At 33.6% G+C, this 19,212-nt stretch carries 14 protein-coding genes and 3 tRNA genes; 6 read left to right on the top strand and 11 right to left on the bottom strand.

All coding sequences use genetic code 11. The annotated features are described in order from the left end of the window. Nucleotides 1–30: 30 nt before the first annotated feature. Entirely contained in the window at nt 31–1,314 is a 1,284-nt protein-coding gene (gene yfmH / locus HMPREF1117_RS03335; RefSeq protein ID WP_000161276.1) for an EF-P 5-aminopentanol modification-associated protein YfmH, read from the bottom strand. Further along, on the bottom strand, nt 1,311–2,561 hold the full coding sequence (gene yfmF / locus HMPREF1117_RS03330) for an EF-P 5-aminopentanol modification-associated protein YfmF (protein WP_000424256.1): 1,251 nt from the start codon (nt 2,559–2,561) through the stop codon (nt 1,311–1,313). The genes yfmH and yfmF overlap by 4 nt, the downstream gene beginning before the upstream one ends. A gap of 160 nt (nt 2,562–2,721) precedes the next feature. Here yfmF and yaaA point away from each other — a divergent pair, with 160 nt between their 5' ends. Together yaaA and recF are read left to right on the top strand one after the other, a co-directional pair. Further along, a complete protein-coding gene (yaaA, locus tag HMPREF1117_RS03325; protein ID WP_000455887.1) occupies nt 2,722–3,090 on the top strand; it encodes a S4 domain-containing protein YaaA in 369 nt (122 codons plus the stop codon). A gap of 2 nt (nt 3,091–3,092) precedes the next feature. Then, nucleotides 3,093–4,184 carry a DNA replication/repair protein RecF gene (gene recF / locus HMPREF1117_RS03320; RefSeq protein WP_000266701.1) on the top strand — a complete coding sequence of 364 codons (1,092 nt, stop codon included), beginning with the start codon at nt 3,093–3,095 and terminating at the stop codon, nt 4,182–4,184. A gap of 56 nt (nt 4,185–4,240) precedes the next feature. Here the strand turns inward: recF and guaB are convergent, their stop codons facing one another. Then, nucleotides 4,241–5,719, bottom strand: a complete 1,479-nt coding sequence (gene guaB / locus HMPREF1117_RS03315) for an IMP dehydrogenase (RefSeq protein WP_000073431.1) — start codon at nt 5,717–5,719, stop codon at nt 4,241–4,243. Between the two features lie 149 nt (nt 5,720–5,868). Then, nucleotides 5,869–6,894: a tryptophan--tRNA ligase gene (gene trpS, locus HMPREF1117_RS03310; protein WP_000165478.1), complete on the bottom strand. Its 1,026-nt coding sequence runs from the start codon at nt 6,892–6,894 to the stop codon at nt 5,869–5,871. Between the two features lie 194 nt (nt 6,895–7,088). Here trpS and HMPREF1117_RS03305 point away from each other — a divergent pair, with 194 nt between their 5' ends. Both HMPREF1117_RS03305 and HMPREF1117_RS03300 read left to right on the top strand, forming a co-directional pair. Then, on the top strand, nt 7,089–8,711 hold the full coding sequence (locus HMPREF1117_RS03305; protein WP_000958798.1) for an ATP-binding cassette domain-containing protein: 1,623 nt from the start codon (nt 7,089–7,091) through the stop codon (nt 8,709–8,711). Between the two features lie 61 nt (nt 8,712–8,772). Next, nucleotides 8,773–11,316 carry a YfhO family protein gene (locus tag HMPREF1117_RS03300; RefSeq protein WP_000834488.1) on the top strand — a complete coding sequence of 848 codons (2,544 nt, stop codon included), beginning with the start codon at nt 8,773–8,775 and terminating at the stop codon, nt 11,314–11,316. 29 nt (nt 11,317–11,345) lie between these two features. On the opposite strand, the gene HMPREF1117_RS03295 is transcribed toward HMPREF1117_RS03300, so the two are convergent. Continuing rightward, the gene (locus tag HMPREF1117_RS03295; protein ID WP_000472052.1) at nt 11,346–14,000 is read right to left on the bottom strand and encodes a YhgE/Pip domain-containing protein; all 2,655 of its coding nucleotides are present in this window, start codon (nt 13,998–14,000) and stop codon (nt 11,346–11,348) included. 128 nt (nt 14,001–14,128) lie between these two features. Here HMPREF1117_RS03295 and HMPREF1117_RS03290 point away from each other — a divergent pair, with 128 nt between their 5' ends. Beyond that, entirely contained in the window at nt 14,129–14,671 is a 543-nt protein-coding gene (locus HMPREF1117_RS03290; protein ID WP_001158260.1) for a TetR/AcrR family transcriptional regulator, read from the top strand. Between the two features lie 40 nt (nt 14,672–14,711). Here the strand turns inward: HMPREF1117_RS03290 and HMPREF1117_RS03285 are convergent. From HMPREF1117_RS03285 to rlmH, 6 genes are all read right to left on the bottom strand, one after another. Continuing rightward, nucleotides 14,712–14,785: transfer RNA gene (locus HMPREF1117_RS03285), tRNA-Asn, on the bottom strand. A 5-nt stretch (nt 14,786–14,790) separates the two neighbouring features. Beyond that, nucleotides 14,791–14,862 (bottom strand) — tRNA-Glu (locus tag HMPREF1117_RS03280). A gap of 51 nt (nt 14,863–14,913) precedes the next feature. Then, entirely contained in the window at nt 14,914–15,666 is a 753-nt protein-coding gene (gene comE, locus HMPREF1117_RS03275) for a competence system response regulator transcription factor ComE (RefSeq protein ID WP_000866085.1), read from the bottom strand. Further along, nucleotides 15,663–17,000 carry a competence system sensor histidine kinase ComD gene (gene comD / locus HMPREF1117_RS03270; protein ID WP_000402607.1) on the bottom strand — a complete coding sequence of 446 codons (1,338 nt, stop codon included), beginning with the start codon at nt 16,998–17,000 and terminating at the stop codon, nt 15,663–15,665. Before comD ends, comE begins: the two co-directional genes overlap by 4 nt. Before the next feature lie 236 nt (nt 17,001–17,236). Further along, nucleotides 17,237–17,310: transfer RNA gene (locus tag HMPREF1117_RS03265), tRNA-Arg, on the bottom strand. A gap of 43 nt (nt 17,311–17,353) precedes the next feature. After that, a complete protein-coding gene (rlmH, locus tag HMPREF1117_RS03260; protein ID WP_000695944.1) occupies nt 17,354–17,833 on the bottom strand; it encodes a 23S rRNA (pseudouridine(1915)-N(3))-methyltransferase RlmH in 480 nt (159 codons plus the stop codon). A gap of 181 nt (nt 17,834–18,014) precedes the next feature. Here rlmH and HMPREF1117_RS03255 point away from each other — a divergent pair, with 181 nt between their 5' ends. After that, entirely contained in the window at nt 18,015–19,193 is a 1,179-nt protein-coding gene (locus tag HMPREF1117_RS03255) for a S1C family serine protease (RefSeq protein ID WP_000681819.1), read from the top strand. The last annotated feature ends 19 nt before the right edge of the window (nt 19,194–19,212 follow it).

Here is a 19,212-nt window from a genome sequence, read left to right as displayed (position 1 = left end):
ACATTCTTTCTTTCTGTTTTTCCATGACTTTTATATTGGAAAAATTGTAAAATCAACTATATCTCCATCATCTATTAAGTGATGTCCTGCTTCAAGCACATCCTCTAAAGTGATTTCCTGTAAAATCTTCGGTAAATCAAAAATTGTTTCACCCTTATCTAAAACATTATATTGTGTTGCAATAAATTCCAAGGAATTTAGGCTACTAAAAAATTCTCCGTACATCTCTCTTTTAATAATGTCCAAGTGTTCCTCTGTTATATCTGGATCCTTTATAAAATTACGAATAGCCTTTCTAAACTGATGTGATAAGGCAACTGGCTCCTTTGCATCCATTGTCAACATGACGAAATGAAAACGACTTGTCACTTCAACTTCAAGAGATAAGGAAGCATCTATCTTACCTGATTCATATAAGTTTTGGAAACGATTTGAAGTCCAACCAAACATCATTGCAAACAATATTTTTAATAAAATATTATACCGATAGCCATCTTCTTGAGAAACCTCCTTCTTCCCCCTAATTCCAATGGCAAGTTTGGGAGAAGAAACTTCCATCCTCATACTATCTGTTGGCTTTACATCTTGTAAATCAATTTTTTCTCTTGTAAACTCTTCAAAACTCATATCTTGCAAGACTTTTCTTTGAAGGTAATCCTGGATGTTGTCAATATCAAAGTTACCAACTAAAAACAAAGACATGTTGACAGGTTTGTAAAACCTTGTAAAATTATCATGTAAATTATCGGTATAAATTTGAACAATAGACTCCTCGCTACCAACTATATCTGTAGCTAAAGGGGTTCCTGGATATAAGTTCGCTAAAGTTGAAAAGAATAGGCACGAATCTGGATCGTCTTGATACATCTCTCGTTCTTGCTGTATAATATCTTGCTCTCTAAGTATAGAATCTTCTGTAAAATGAGCTTTCGTAACCAATTCTTCAAGTAAATCTAAATTCTCTAGTAAATAATCCGTAGCTGAAAAAAGATAGTTAGTTTTAGTAAAACTTGTAAAAGCATTACTATCTGCTCCTAGTAGCGTAAATGCTGCCATTATATCACTAGAATCTCCCCTCTCAAACAGTTTATGTTCCAGAAAATGAGCAATCCCCTCAGGATACTGTTTTACAGTTCCGTCAACTTCTCTAACAAGCGTATCTATAGAACCAAATTGAACAGTTACACTACCGTAAACCTCTTTAAATTCTTTTTTAGGTAATAGAGCTACTGTCAACCCATTTGACAACCTTGTCCGATAAACCTTTTCTTTTACAGCTGGATAGTATTTTTCTTCAAAAATAATTTTTGTCATTCTATACCTTCCATAAAGTAAATCGCTTGAAGTTTGACTTGATTGGCAACTTTACAAATAGTTTCCTTATCAATTTTATCCAGCCTTTCAATCCAATTCTCAATATCTTCAGAAGATTTTCCAAGTATAGAATTTTGGTAGGTCCGTTCAATAAGTGAACTTTGACTATCTTGAGAAATCAATAAAGATCTACGTATCATTTCTTTCGTCTGCTCTAATTCCATATCTGTAAAGTATCCTTTTTTCAAATCAAGCAATTGGTTATTCATCATCTTGCGAGCTTGATTACGATTTTCTCGGTCAATACCAGCGTATATTCTTAAAAATCCACTAAATAAATCCAACTGACTTGAAATAGTATAGGCTAATCCAGCTTTTTCACGAACATTTGCAAATAATTTAGAATGAGCAAATCCCCCCAATAAACCATTCATAACAATCATAGGTAAATGTTGTTCATCACCATATTCAACAGAGCAATGGTAGCCCAATTCTAAAATAGATTGTCCCACATTTTTTCTGACCATATTTTCTTGTAGTATATTTGAGTAGTGTTGTTGATACTGAACTCTCACATCTCCTTTTCGATCCTTAAAATTGAAAGATTCCAATAATTTTTGAATTTCAATCTCATTAAAATCACCTAAGAAAAAGAAATCAATTCGGTCATTAGCTAAAAAGTTTTGAAAACAGGTGTAAGAACTTTGAGGAGTCTCCTCTAGAATACGGGTTCGTAAATCTTCATATTTCAGTTGAAGACGCTCATCATTAAAGAAAAGACGATCTAATTCTTTATGTGAAAAATAAAAAGAATCATCCATATCGGCAGCTAAAGTTGCTAGTAATTGCTTTTTCTCAATCTCAAATAAGACTGGGTCAAAGCCATCATCCAATAGCAAAGGGGAAAATAGAATCTCTTTTAATAACTCTAACACCTGCAACGTTAAGACATTTTTCCTACTCAAAAACTCGTCTCGAACATAGTTCAAAGTCAGATCCACAATATGACTTTGACCTCTTCTATAACAATTGGTTGAAACATCTGTTCCATATAAACTAGCTAAATGTCTTCTAAAATCTTGAGACTTAGGATATTTCTGATTGGCCGTTTCTAACATACTCGCACTCAACATACGACCTGCAATCGTGTCAAGAGATAATGGAGCTGTAAAACGAATGCTTATTTTGTTAGTTTTAAACTTTTTTGATTGGATAAAATGTGTTGAAATTCCATGCACTAACTCCATGATTTACCTCCTTACATACAGACTACTATTATATCACGAAAAACTGAAATTTTCTTATTCTCTGTAACGCTTTTGAAATAAAAATCGCTTACATTTTTCCTTTATTTCTATCACTATTTTTTGGGAAAATATGGTATAATACCAAAGATTGAGGTGAATTATGGAATACAAATTATTTGAAGAATTTATTACCCTCCAAGCACTGCTAAAAGAACTTGGAATTACTCATAGCGGAGGAGCTATCAAGGCATTTCTAGCTGAACACTCTGTATACTTTAATGGAGAATTGGAAAACCGGAGAGGAAAAAAAATTCGCATTGGAGATCAAATTGACATACCTGATATGAACATTGGCATCCTATTGACACAACCAAGTCCTGCAGAACAAGAGGAATACGAAACAGATAAAGTTGAAAAAGAGAGAGTCGCTAAACTTGTCAAAGAAATGAATAAAGAAATGAAACCCAAAAAATCAAAACCTGTTTCATCTACTCCAAAAAAACAAGCACCACAATTTCCTGGTAGGTAATTATGTGGCTACAAAATTTATCTCTCAAAACTTTTCGTAATTACAAAAATACAAAAATAGACTTTAATCCTAAATTAAATGTCTTTTTAGGTCAGAATGCACAAGGGAAAACAAATATGTTAGAGGCTATCTATTTTTTAGCCTTAACGCGTAGTCATCGAACTCGAACAGATAAAAATCTCATTCATTTTGATGAGGAACAACTTCATATTTCAGGTCTCGTTCAGAAAAAAACTGGATCCATTCCTCTAGAAATCGAACTAACACAAAAAGGCCGTGTGACAAAAGTTAATCATTTAAAACAGGCACGCCTTTCAGATTATGTCGGACACATGAATGTTGTCTTATTTGCTCCTGAAGATCTACAACTAATTAAAGGATCACCTTCAGTTCGAAGAAAATTCATTGATATGGAGCTTGGACAAATTAAGCCCATCTATCTATCAGACTTAACCAATTATAACCACATCCTAAAACAAAGAAACACTTATCTTAAATCAGCTCAAAAAATAGATGAAACCTTCCTTTCAGTCTTAGATGATCAGCTAATTGATTATGGATGTCGTGTAATGAATCACCGCTTAGATTTCATAAAAAAACTAGAATCATTTGGTCGTAAAAAACATTTTGAACTCTCTAATCAGATTGAAGAGTTGTCAATATCCTATCAATCTTCTGTCAATATAACTGACAAAGAAGACTTATCAGAATCTTTCAAAATTGCTTTAGAAAAAAGTAGGTCCAGAGATTTATTTAAAAAGAACACTGGTGTTGGTCCTCATCGGGATGACATTTCTTTTTATATAAATGAGATGGATGCTAGTTTCGGAAGTCAAGGCCAACATCGTAGTCTCGTCCTTTCTATAAAATTAGCAGAAATAGAGTTAATGGAAAGTATTACTACAGAATCTCCGATATTATTACTTGACGATGTCATGAGTGAACTTGACAATACTAGACAACTAAAACTATTGGAAACGATTTCTCAATCAATCCAAACCTTTATTACAACAACAAGCTTAGATCATCTTCAAAATCTACCAGAAAATCTAAGCATCTTCACTATTCAGGATGGTAAAGTTTCTGTAAATTAAAATTGACAACATTGTAAAAGAACTCCTTTTTCCACGGGAGTTCTTTTCATTGTTTTTTACATAGAATAATTTGGTGCCTCATTAGTAATTTGTACATCATGAGGATGGCTCTCTTTCAAACCAGCACCAGACATTTCAATAAATTGAGCATTATCGTGTAGTTCTTTAAGGTTAGCTGCACCACAGTAACCCATACCAGAGCGAATACCTCCAATCATTTGGAAGACAATATCAGCTGCCGCACCTTTATAAGCAACACGACCTTCAATTCCTTCTGGAACAAGTTTGTTTGCTTCATTGACAGAACCTTGGAAGTAACGATCGCTTGAACCTTTCTTCATAGCAGCAATGGATCCCATACCACGGTAAGTCTTAAACTTACGTCCTTGGAAGATTTCAGTTTCGCCTGGAGCTTCATCAGTTCCAGCAAACATTGATCCAAGCATAACTGCATTTCCACCTGCAGCAAGGGCTTTTACAATATCTCCAGAATACTTGATTCCACCGTCAGCAATGATCGTTTTACCATATTCACGCGCAACAGCTGCAGCATCGTAGATAGCTGTTACTTGCGGAACACCAACACCTGCAATAACACGAGTAGTACAGATAGAACCTGGGCCAATACCAACTTTGACAACATCTACGCCTGCTTCATAAAGGGCACGTGCACCTTCAGCAGTTGCAATATTTCCAGCAATCAAAGTACGATCTGGGAAATGAGCACGAATCTCAGCAATTTTACGCAAGACACCTGCAGAATGACCATGCGCAGTATCAATAACAATCGCATCCGCTCCTGCCTCAAAAAGAGCCTCTGCACGTTCAAATGTATCTGAAGTAACACCTACTGCACCTGCAACTAGAAGACGACCAAACTCATCTTTAGCAGCATTTGGAAACTCAATAACTTTTTCAATATCTTTGATAGTAATCAAACCAGAAAGACGACCTTCTTCATCTACCAAAGGAAGTTTTTCAATACGGTGCTCTTGAAGAATACTCTCAGCTGTTGTAAGATCTGTACCCACAGGAGCAGTAACAAGATTTTCACTAGTCATATGATTTGAGATTGGTTGGTTATAGTCTGAAATAAAACGAAGATCTCGGTTTGTTAAAATACCAACTAATTTACGGTTTTCGAGTGTTTCAACAACTGGTACACCACTAATACGATAACGTCCCATTAGCTCATCTGCTTCAGCAATTGTGTGCTCTGGAGTCAAGAAGAAAGGATCAATAATAACACCATTTTCAGAACGTTTTACTTTACGAACCTCGTCTGCTTGCTGGGCAATAGACATATTTTTATGAATAACTCCGAGACCACCCGCACGAGCAATAGCAATTGCCATTTGGCTTTCTGTTACTGTGTCCATTGCGGCTGTAATAATTGGGATATTTAAAGTCAAATTATCTGCCAATTTAGTTGTTAAATCTGCATCATTAGGTAACACATGACTTTCAGCTGGAATAAGCAATACATCATCAAAGGTAAAACCTTTTTTCAAAAATTTAGTGTCCCAATTAGACATTCGAAGTTTCCTCTTTTCTTTCTTTTTGAGCTTGACTCTTTTTATATTGTATCTATCATACCATTCTATAAAAATTTGTCAAATATTACAGGATAAATAAAAACTATCTTTTCCAATCTTGAGAAAATGATAGTTTCTTATAATATAAATTAATTAAAATATTGAAGACCCATTGCTCCCTTGACTTCAGATAATGTTTTTCCTGCAACTTCTCGTGCATGTTGACTACCTTTTTGCAGCATCTTATAAACTTCGCCCATATCCTTAGCAAACTCAATACGGCGTTCACGAATTGGACCTAGTTCTCTTTCTAAAATGTCAAGTAGATAACGCTTAGTCTTAACATCACCAAGACCTCCTCGTTGATAATGTTCTTTCATATCTGCTATTTCTTTAGCATCTTCAGGGCGACCAAAAACATCTAGATAATGGAAAACCATATTCCCTTCGATTTTTCCTGGATCCTCAACTTTAATGTGACTTGGATCTGTATACATGCTCATTACTTTCTTACGTAAAGTATCCGCATCATCAGCTAGATAAATACCATTATTGAGAGACTTAGACATTTTAGCATTTCCATCTAAGCCAGGTAGACGACCTGCTCCCTCATTTTCCGGATAGATACCTTCTGGTTCCACCAATACATCGCAATTATAAGCATGATTAAAAGAACGAACAATTTCACGAGTCTGTTCAATCATTGGCTTTTGGTCTGTTCCTACAGGAACATAATTAGCCTTAAAAGCAGTAATATCAGCAGCTTGAGCTATTGGATAAACCAGGAAGCCAGTTGGAATACTTTCTCCAAATCCTTTTTGAGCAATCTCCGTTTTTACAGTAGGATTACGCTCCAAGCGGGCCAATGAAACCAGGTTCATGTAGTACATAGATAACTCAGCCAATTCTGGAATTTGACTTTGAATAAAGATAGTTGATTTACTTGGATCCAATCCAACAGCAAGATAATCCAAAGCAACATTTCCGATAGACTCTACAATAGTTTGAGGGTCTTTAGCATGATCTGTTAAAGCTTGTTGGTCAGCTAAAAATACAAACATGTCATACTTATTCTCATTCTGTAACAATACTCTATTTTTGAGACTACCAACGTAATGTCCAATATGCAATTTACCTGTCGGACGGTCTCCTGTTAAAATAATAGGTTTAGTCATTTTTATTTCCTCCAATATGGTCTCTTCAATTATAGCATTTTTTTACTGAAATAACAGAAAATTATTAGAACTAAGCAACTAGTTTTCTGTAAACATATCTGTAAACTTTATTTACATAAAATTGACAGATAAAAATTTGAATATTTCTGTATTTTCTAGTAAAATAAAACTATAACACATATAGGAGAAAAATATTGCTTACAGTATCTGATGTTTCACTACGTTTTAGTGACCGCAAACTTTTTGATGATGTCAACATCAAATTTACAGAAGGAAATACTTATGGATTGATTGGTGCTAACGGTGCTGGAAAATCAACCTTTTTAAAAATTTTAGCTGGAGATATTGAACCAACTACAGGTCACATTTCTCTTGGTCCAGATGAACGTCTCTCTGTTCTTCGTCAAAATCACTTTGACTATGAAGAAGAACGTGCTATTGATGTCGTTATCATGGGGAACGAAAAACTTTATAGCATCATGAAAGAAAAAGATGCTATTTACATGAAGGAAGATTTTTCAGATGAAGACGGAGTTCGCGCTGCTGAACTTGAAGGAGAATTCGCTGAACTTGGTGGTTGGGAAGCAGAAAGTGAAGCCTCTCAACTACTTCAAAACCTAAATATCCCAGAAGAACTGCATTACCAAAATATGAGCGAATTAGCAAATGGTGAAAAAGTTAAAGTTCTACTTGCCAAAGCACTTTTCGGTAAACCTGATGTTCTTCTATTGGATGAGCCTACCAATGGTTTAGATATCCAATCAATTACATGGCTAGAAGACTTCTTGATTGATTTTGATAACACCGTTATTGTTGTATCCCATGACCGTCACTTCTTGAACAAAGTATGTACACACATGGCCGATCTTGATTTTGGGAAAATCAAACTCTATGTCGGAAACTATGACTTCTGGAAAGAATCCTCAGAACTTGCTGCTAAATTACTGGCCGACCGTAATGCTAAAGCAGAAGAAAAGATTAAACAATTACAAGAATTCGTTGCTCGCTTCTCTGCCAATGCTTCTAAATCAAAACAAGCAACTTCACGTAAAAAAATGCTTGATAAGATTGAACTTGAAGAAATCGTTCCATCAAGTCGTAAATACCCATTTATCAACTTTAAAGCAGAGCGTGAGATTGGGAATGATCTCTTGACAGTAGAAAACTTAACTGTCAAAATTGATGGTGAGACTATTCTAGATAATATCAGCTTTATCTTGCGTCCAGGTGATAAAACAGCACTTATTGGACAAAATGACATCCAAACTACTGCATTAATTCGTGCAATCATGGGTGATATTGACTATGAAGGTACTGTCAAATGGGGAGTTACTACAAGTAGATCTTACTTACCAAAAGACAACTCGGCAGATTTTGCAGGTGGAGATTCAATTCTTGACTGGTTGCGTCAATTCGCAAGTAAAGAAGAAGATGATAACACCTTCCTACGTGGTTTCCTCGGACGTATGCTTTTCTCTGGAGATGAAGTTAACAAACCTGTCAACGTCTTGTCAGGTGGAGAAAAAGTACGTGTCATGCTTTCAAAACTCATGCTCTTGAAATCAAATGTCCTTGTCCTTGATGATCCAACCAATCACTTGGACTTAGAATCTATCTCAAGCTTGAACGATGGATTGAAAAACTTTAAAGAATCCATCATCTTTGCTAGTCATGACCATGAATTCATTCAAACTTTGGCAAATCACATTATTGTCTTATCTAAAAATGGAGTCATTGATCGTATTGATGAGACCTATGATGAATTCCTAGAAAATGCAGAAGTACAAGCAAAAGTCAAAGAACTTTGGAAAGACTAAATAAAGCTTCAAAACTCAGTTGGATTCCCCAACTGGGTTTTCTATCATTTTATGAGGTAACATGAAATCTTTTTTTAAAAAATATTGGACCTATTTTCTTTCTTTCTTCATTCCTATAATCATAATGGTAGGGGTATATCTTTCACAAGGTATCTACTGGAACAGCGATATATCTCCACTTTTAGGAGATGGTTTTCATCAATACGTTATTTTTGATGTAGCTTTACGAAATATCCTACATGGAAATGGTAGCCTGTTTTACACCTTCACAAGTGGTCTTGGTCTGAATTTTTATGCTCTATCTAGTTATTACTTGGGAAGTTTTTTATCACCACTAGTCTACGTTTTTAATCTTTCCAATATGTCAGATGCTGTATATCTAATAACTCTCCTCAAATTCGGCTTTATTGGTCTGTCAACCTTCTTTAGTATAAGTAGAATTTTTGAAACTATCCCAAAACCTATAAAGCTAGCTTTATCTACCTCCTACGCTCTCATGAGTTTCACTGTGAGTCAGTTGGAGATAAAAAATTGGTTAGATGTTTTTATATTGATTCCCTTAATCATAACAGGTTTACACTTACTAATTACAGAAAATAAACGTCTTTTATACTTTACAAGTTTGTCAATCTTATTTATCCAAAATTATTATTTTGGTTATATGACGGCATTGTTTCTCTTTTTCTGGTATCTCTGTCAAATTTCTTGGGACTTTAAAACACGAAGATTATCCTTTCTTGATTTCGTAGTAACTTCCTTTTTAGCTGGATTTGCTAGTTTAATCATGACTCTTCCTACTCTCTTAGATTTACGGACTAATGGGGAAAAATTAACAGCTATCACAAAATTTAAAACTGATAGTAGTTGGTATCTTGATGTTTTTGCTAAACAATTTATTGGATCTTTTGATACAACAAAATATGGATCAATTCCAATGATTTTTATTGGACTTCTTCCTTTTATTTTAACGATCTTATTTTTTACATTAAAATCCATTCAGTTTCACGTGAAACTTGTTTATGGAATGTTCTTTACTATTTTAATAGCTAGTTTTTACATAGAGGCAATTGATCTATTTTGGCAAGGGATGCATACTCCCAATATGTTTTTACATCGCTATGCCTGGATTTTTTCTACTCTATTGATTTATACTGCAGCAGAGGTTCTAAACCGACTCAAAGAACTGAAACTCTGGAATCTTTTAATGTCTTTATTGATTTTCTTGACAGGATTTCTAGCAACTATATATTTTAAGTCATACTATTCTTTTTTAACAGATTTAAACATATTTCTTACTCTTGAATTTTTAGTGGTTTACTATTTCTTACTACTTGCAATCATAAAAAAAACTATTACGGTGAAGCTTTTTTCAATTCTACTTTCCTTATTTATAATAATTGAAATCAGTTTAAATGCTTCAACTCAAATTGATGGAATTGCTAAGGAATGGGGATTTGCTTCTCGAAATGCATATAGTCGAGATATCCCATCTATGGAATCTTTCTCAACATATATTGGAAATTCATTTACTCGTACTGAAAAACTACAAACTCAGACAGGAAATGACAGTATGAAATTCAACTACAATGGAATCTCTCAATTTTCATCTGTTCGAAATCGTTCAGCAAGCTCTACTTTGGATAAACTTGGGTTTAAATCCTCTGGGACCAATCTCAATCTCCGTTATGTCAATAATAGTATTTTGGCTGATAGTTTATTTGGCATCCAATACAATATCTCAGAAAGTCCTATTGATAAGTATGGTTTCCAAGATATCTATCAAAAAGATAACCTTACCCTATATGAAAATCAATACTCTCTTCCGATTGCATTTGCTAGTCAATCTGTTTACAATGATGTCAAGTTCAATGAACATACCTTGGATAATCAAGCTTCGTTTTTAAATCAGCTTGCTAATGTCAATTTTGATTATTTTTCTCCAATACCTTATGAAAAAACTGAAAATACTGATGATTTGATTAGTGTTACAAGTTCTTCAAATGAGGATGCAGCAATCCAGTATCAAATTGAGATTCCCGAAAACAGTCAAGTTTATCTTTCTTTCACAAACCTTCACTTTTCTAATGACAAACAAAAAAAGGTTGACATCCTTGTCAATGGGGAAAAGAAAACTTTTACAACTGATAATGTCTTCTCCTTCTTTAATCTAGGCTATACAAAAGAGAAAAAAACTTTCAATATTAATGTTAGTTTCCCTGGAAATTCACAGGTATCATTTGAATCTCCTGCCTTCTATCGTTTAGATACCAAAACTTTCACCGAGGCAATTCAAAAAATTAAAGAACAACCTGTCACAGTATCAACTTCTAAAAACAAAGTCTTTGCTACATATGATGTTAAACAAGATACGTCCATTTTCTTCACCATTCCTTATGATAAAGGCTGGTCTGCCTACCAAGATGGTAAGAAAATAGAAATTAAACAAGCTCAAACTGGTTTTATGAAAGTTGACGTTCCTAAGGGAAAAGGAACTATTACACTTTCCTTTATTCCCAATGGTTTTATTACTGGAGCAATTTGTTCCTTTACTTCTCTCTTACTATTTGGAACCTATAATCACAGACGAAAGTCATCTAAAGCATAAAAAATCGACCAATTAATCGGTCGATTTTTTTAATCTTCTTCCATTTTCTTAGGTCGATAGGCTAGCATACCTAAACCAGTAAATAGGGCTAATATCACAGCAAGGAAAATGACTTGATGATGAATATTTCCTGTCATAGAGATTGTTTGTCGTAATCCCGAAACTGAATAACTCATTGGTAACCACGGATTAATAGCTCTAAAGAAATTATTTGTCAAAGCAAGTGGATAGGTACCTGCACTTGATGCTAACTGTAATAATAGCAAAATAAGAGAGAAGAAAGCTCCTATACGGCTATTCCATGTTGTTAATGCAGTTACCATAGACATAAATGTTAAGCTTGCGATAATAATTAAGAACAAGGTTCTCATTTCATGATTTGCTGTTAGACCAATAAGATGAACGCCACCATAGACTAAGACAGCGGCTAAAACAGCTATAACTCCATTTATCTCAAAGCGAGATTTGAACCAAGCCCAGCGAGTTTCAGGATGACGACCTGAAGGTAATTTAGCAAAAATCATATTTGTTGATAATGCAGCGACAAAGAGAGCGACTGATATCATATAAGGAGCCATAGCAATCCCATTTACAGGAACTTGATCATTGTCTGTTTTTGAAAGATTGAGTGGATTTGACAAAATCTCTGCATTTTTAGATTCTGTTGATGCTGATTTTAGTTGATTGCTAGCACTTCTTAAGCCTTGTCCTAGATCAGTAGTTCCTACTTGTAAACTTTCAATACCAGCAGTTAAAGTTGCTCCACCTTCAGCTAATTTTCCAGTACCATCTGCTATCTTCATAGCGCCACTTCCTAGTTGGGATGCTGCAGAAAGTAATTGTGTTGATTTATCTGTTAATTGATCAGAGCCAAATTGTAATTTAGTAAGAACTGCTATTAACTCTGGACTCTTATTGTTCAATTGAGCAGAACCAGATGATAGTTTTTCAATACCTGTTACTAATTCTGGAGTTTTCCCAGCTAGAGTATCCAAACCAGTTGTCAATTTTGAAGAGTTTTCTGTCAACTTGGTTGAGCCAGAAACCAATTGATCCAAACTTGTTGTTAAAGTTATATTCTTTTCACTTAGTTGATTTACACTTAAAGAAATAGTATCCAATCCCTTAGTATACGCATTAACTCCATTTTCAATTGATTGACTTCCGGGAACTAACTGATTATCTACAGCATTTTGCAACTGTGTAAATCCACTTGACATAGATGTCAAGGAACTAGACGCTATAGGTAAAAGTTGATTTGCTTTAGTCTGTAAAGTAGAAAGATTAGAGACTGGTTGGTTTATACTTCCTAAATTTTCTTTTAAATCTCCTGCCGTTGTTAAAATTGCTTTTGCTGACTCTATCGTAGAATTAGAATTATTTGAAACAGCTTCAGTCAATTCTTTTTTCTGAGTTTCAGTGAGAGATTGATAAGTTGCTGTTGCTTGAAGATTTGTAAGAGTTTTCTCTTGCTCTGCTTGACTATTAGTCACAATAGTTTGAGCAAGAGTCGTTATATTTGTTAAGTCATTAGATATTGTATTTTTAAGATCAGTATTATCTGAAACTGTAACTGATTGGAGAGCCTTATTCAACTCATCTAAACTGCTTGCTAACTGTGTTATATCCTCTTTCTGTTGAGATGAAGTATTTAATTGTGTGGATATTTCTTTTATTCCTTTATTTAATTGAGTAATACCGTCTCTCAATGTATCTGATTGACTTGATAGTTGGTTTGTACCAACAGATAATTTGTCAACTCCGCTTGTATAGGCATTGACACCAACCGAAAATTGACTGAGACCTGAATTGAGTTGTGAAACTCCACCAGCATATGACTTCATCCCTGTATTTAACTGGTTGACACCTACAACTAATTCTGGAGTTTTCGAAGATAATTGATTAAGTCCTGTGTCAACCTGTGAAACCGCACTTGTATAGTTCTGTAAACCATCATTAAATGTTCCTAAGCCACTATTCAGTTGCTTTACTCCTGTGACATACGTTGTCAACCCTTTTGTAAATTGATCTGTTCCATCCGAAAAGGTTAAACTTGAGCTAGCTAAAGTAGCAAGATTTGAAGACAATGTCTGACTTCCTACAGCTAACTGACTGGCCCCGTTAGCCAATTGTTCACTTCCATCGGCTGCCTTCGTTAAACCGGATTTTAAATCACCCATCTTTTGAAATAAAGCTTTCGTATAGGATTCGGTTACATTAGCAGAAACATTCTGTTTTAACTGTGTCATCGCAGAATCGCTCATCTTGCTGGCAATAAAACTATGACCACTTGAAGTCTGATAATCGATTTGCATTTGCTCTGGATGATTCGTTAAAATAGAAGCTGCTTTTTCAGATAAATCACTTGGTAAAGTCACTACCATATAGTAATCGCCATCTTCCAATCCCTCCTTTCCTTCATCTTCATCTACAAAATGAAAATCCAATGATTTATTTTGCTCTAAATTAGACACCATGTCTTTTCCTATAGACATGTTATTACCATTATAGGAAGCTTCTTTATCATTATTGACAACTGCCACAGGTAAGTCAGACAATTGACCATATGGATCCCACATTGATGACAAAAATATGACATTGTACAGAGCGGGAATAAGAGAAATCCCTATCATGACAATAATAAAGTTTGGTTTTTTAAAAATTGCTTTCCATTCTTTAAACATAGTTTCTCTTTTTTTAAACACATTGTCTAAAATTTTGATATAATAGATTATACAATAAAAAATATAAATTACAAGATAAAAAAATTAATTTTTAGACACATAGTCTAATTTGTTTATAAGGAGGAAATATGCAAGAAAGTAACAAACGCTTAAAAACAAAGCGAACTATTGAAAATGCTATGGTACAACTACTGATAGAACAGCCATTTGATCAAATTTCTACTGTCAAGTTAGCAAAAAAAGCCGGAATTAGTCGTTCCAGCTTCTATACTCACTATAAGGATAAGTATGATATGATTGAGCACTATCAAAGCAAGCTATTCCATACATTTGAATATATTTTTCAAAAACATGCTCATCACAAAAGAAACGCTATTTTAGAAGTCTTTGAATATCTAGAATCAGAACCACTTCTGGCTGCCCTTCTTTCTGAAAATGGGACTAAAGAAATCCAAAATTTCTTACGAAATAAACTTCATATCATGCTCAGTACGGATTTACAAAAACGCTTTATGCAACTAAATCTAAATACCACTGAATTAGAATATAGTAGCATCTATCTAACTCATGCACTTTTTGGTGTTTGTCAAACTTGGATTGCACATGGAAAAAAAGAAAGTCCTCAAGAAATAACAGACTTCCTTATGAAGATGCTTGGTGATACGAATTGATGCAAAAAAGGGAACACACAACAGTGTTCCCTTTCATCTACTCCGCCAGTAGGACTCGAACCTACGACATCATGATTAACAGTCATGCGCTACTACCAACTGAGCTATGGCGGATTAAATAGTCCGTACGGGATTCGAACCCGTGTTACCGCCGTGAAAAGGCGGTGTCTTAACCCCTTGACCAACGGACCATCTATCTGTAGCAGATATAACCATTATATCAATTTCTTACTAATTGTCAATTACTTTTGAGACTTTTTCTCCAAAATATCTCTCAACTTTCTAATTTTTAATCTTGAAATAGGACAACGATGGTCTTCATAGAAAACAACTTCCATATTTTTTCGATCAATTTCTCTAATATTGCCTATATTTACCAAAAATGATTTATGTGGAGAATAAAATCGTTGATTTTTTTGGTCTTTCTCCTCTATATCTGTAATTGTTCCATAAAATTCCTTTGCAAAATTCTTACCAATAATGCGTAATTTATGCGATACTCCTGTCGTTTCAATATATAGAATATCATGGTAAGGAATTTTTAAATCATTCCCTTTATAACTATAGTCAAAGTAATCTACAACATTTTTATTTTCAAGTAACATACTCTTTGTATAAAAGATACTCTGTTCAATTCTTTTTTTGAACAATTCTTCATTTATATCCTTGTCAATAAAGTCTAAAGCTGAAACCTGATATTTATAGGTTAAAGTCGCAAACTCTGATCTACTAGTGATGAAAACAATGATTGCATAAGGATTGTGGCGACGAATAAACTGTGCAACTTCTAATCCTTTTTTCTCAATTCCATGAATATCGATGTCTAAAAAATAGAGTTGATTAACTTCATCGTTCTCAATATATTCTTTAAATTCACGAACTTTTCCTGTAGTCTTATATGAAATGGGAATTTTCGACTCCTTAGAAATTTCCTCGAGTATTGTCTCTAATCTGACTTGGTGTTCAATAACATCCTCTAAAATTAAAACTTTCATTCAAACTCCCTCTTAAACCTAATAACTTGCCTAAAAGTACTATCTTCCATCACTGTTTCCAAAATAATATTTTCATACTTGTCCAATATTTCCTTCACATTATTTAGACCTATTCCCCTATTTGCTCCCTTTGTAGAGAAACCTAATGCAAATAAATCTTCCGGATGAGTAGAAGTGACTTTACATGAATTCTGAATAACAATAACAGTTTCATAATCCATTTTAATCACTGCTACCTCTATTTTCTTTTTACAACTCTCAGCAGATCCTTCAACCGCATTATTCAATAAAACACTCATAATTCGAACCAAATCCAATAGCTCAATTTGGAGATTCGTAATTGTATCTTTTACTTCAAGTGAAAATTCCACACCATTATTTCCGGCATAAACAATTGCCTGAGCAATCAAGCTTCGCAAAGCTGAATCCTCTATATTATTTAAATCAAAGTAAGTGTACTTGTCTGAACGTAATTTTAGATTGGCTTTGACCAAAACCTCATTGTAAACTCTATCAATTTCTTGTAAATCTCCACTATCAATAGCCATCTGCATACAAACTAACATGCCTGCATAGTCATGACGAAATCCACGTATTTCGTTATACAAACCAACAATCTCATCTGTGTAATTCTGTAAATGTCTTTGTTCAAATTTTTTCTGATTCAAAGCAATTTCTTTTTCTATCTTATCTTTATGGGAATTCATAGCAAAGAAAGTCAAAAGTAAACAAATAAAAACAATTGATGATAAAATACTTCCAAAACTATTTAAGTGAGCAATTGTACTTACTATATCTGAAATAAAGGATAAAATATATAATAAAATAAATATTAGTAGTACTTTTTTTAGAAAAGGATACATGTAATCCCTATCAAAATAATTTAATTCCAAACGAAAATATGTAATAATCTTTTCTATTATAAAATAAGATACTAAATTGATTATAAAAAAGAATATTGGTTCATAATGTTGTGCAAGAAAATCTCCTGTTATAGATGATGAAGTCACAGATAAAAAAGTATGGGTACTTTGATATAGTAATGAAAATGAGATACTTAAAAATATGTTTGTTGTGTCATTGTATTTTTTAATAAATTTTAAATAAAGGTAAAATATAAATGGATACACATTCATTAATGCGTAATATACAATTAAAAGAAAACTATGAGGATTTAACGAAAAAAAGAGATAATAATAAATCAATTGAAATAAAAATAGTATAAAACCTAAAATATATTCTTCTGTTTTTGAAGTTTTACATATTTTATTATAGATCTTACTAATTAAAATACAAGTTAATAAGGTATCTATTATTCCTATTATAATTTCCATATTCTCTTTTTACTCCTTATCTTTTTTTAATTTTCGAATATCCCAACATTTAATCTTTTCTAATTTTACAATTATTTTCATACTGAAATCTCCTAAACCTTTTTATTTTCAGTTAATCTACAAATCTATTTTACAGAACTAAGGTCCTTTTTAGAAAAAAATCCCTCAACTGTCATTTTTTCATCCTGAAATGTACATAAAAAAGCTGGGAAAATTCCCAGCTTTCTTTAACATATTGATCCCAGCAGGATTCGAACCTGCGACCGTTCGCTTAGAAGGCGAATGCTCTATCCAGCTGAGCTATGAGACCTAACACACTTATTCTACCAAAAATCCAGTTTAAAGTCAATTTTCTATTTATGATAAGGAGATCCCTGCTGAATCGTAAAAGCGCGATAGATTTGTTCAACAAGGACTAGCCTCATTAACTGATGGGGTAAGGTTAAACGACCGAAACTAACAGAAAGATTGGCCCTCTTTTTCACAATAGGAGCTAAACCTAAACTTCCCCCTATAATAAAAGTAAGAGTAGAAAATCCTTTTATAGAAGCTTCTTCTAATTGCTGACTAAATTCTTCTGAGGAGAAAGTTTTCCCTTCAATGGCTAACACAATAACAAAATCACGGTCACCAACTTTTGATAAAATTCTCTGACCTTCTATTTCTAAAATTTTCTGATTTTCAGATTCACTAGCCTTATCTGGTGTTCTTTCATCTGATAATTCAATCATTTCAAGCTTAGAAAAGCGAGAAATTCGTTTCGTATACTCTGCAATCCCATCTTTTAGATACTTTTCTTTCAGTTTTCCAACTGTTACCACTTTAATTTTCATGTCTCTATTCTAACATATTCTCAGTTTTTTCACATCTTATTCACAAGATAAATTGTGTAATCTAACCTAGAAAACCACAATTTTTAAAAGTTATCCACAATCTGTGAAAAACTTTTGTTTTTAAGTTATAATTAAGATAGTCAGTTTATACTTTCAGTAATTAAAAAATACGGAGGCAAATATGAAACACCTACAAACATTTTACAAAAAATGGTTTCAATTATTAGTTGTTATTGTCATTAGCTTTATCAGTGGTGCATTAGGAAGTTTTTCAATCATTCAATTGAGTTCAAAAAATGGAGTCTCTAATTCAAATAACAGTACTATTACACAGACTGCCTATAAAAACGAAAATTCAACAACCCAAGCCGTTAATAAAGTAAAAGATGCTGTTGTTTCTGTCATCACCTATTCAGCAAATAGACAAAACAGCGTATTTGGTAATGATGATACAGTGACAGATTCTCAACAAGTATCTAGTGAAGGTTCAGGAGTCATCTACAAAAAAAATGATAAGGAAGCTTATATTGTTACTAATAATCACGTTATTAACGGAGCTAGCAAACTAGATATTCGACTTTCAGATGGAACTAAAGTTCCAGGAGAAATCGTTGGTGCTGACACCTTCTCTGATATTGCTGTTGTAAAAATCTCTTCAGAAAAAGTGACAACAGTAGCTGAATTTGGTGATTCTAGTAAGTTAACCGTAGGAGAAACTGCCATTGCTATTGGTAGCCCATTAGGTTCAGAATATGCAAATACTGTTACTCAAGGTATTGTATCAAGTTTAGATAGAAATGTGTCATTAAAATCTGAAGATGGACAAGCCATTTCTACAAAAGCTATTCAAACAGATACTGCCATTAACCCTGGTAACTCTGGTGGTCCCCTCATCAATATTCAGGGACAAGTTATTGGAATTACATCTAGTAAGATAGCAACTAACGGTGGAACGTCTGTAGAAGGCCTTGGATTTGCTATTCCTGCAAATGATGCTATCAATATTATTAATCAATTAGAAAAAAACGGAAAAGTGACGCGACCAGCTTTGGGAATTCAAATGGTTAATTTATCAAATATTAGCACAAGCGATATCAGAAGATTAAATATTCCAAGTAATATTACTGCTGGTGTAGTTGTCCGATCTGTTCAAGATAACCTCCCTGCGAATGGCCATCTTGAAAAATACGATGTTATTACAAAAGTTGATGATAAAGATATTTCTTCATCAACAGACTTACAAAGTGCCCTTTACAATCATTCTATTGGAGATACTATTAAAATAACCTTCTACCGTAATGGTAAAGAAGGGACTGCTACTATCAAATTAGATAAGAGCTCTAATGATTTAGAATCTTAATTGACATCAGTGTAAAGAA

This window comes from Streptococcus sp. SK643 (assembly GCF_000259505.1).
GTDB lineage: Bacteria > Bacillota > Bacilli > Lactobacillales > Streptococcaceae > Streptococcus.
Note: the sequence above shows the minus strand (reverse complement) of the source record. Positions and strands in the feature narration are given on the sequence as shown.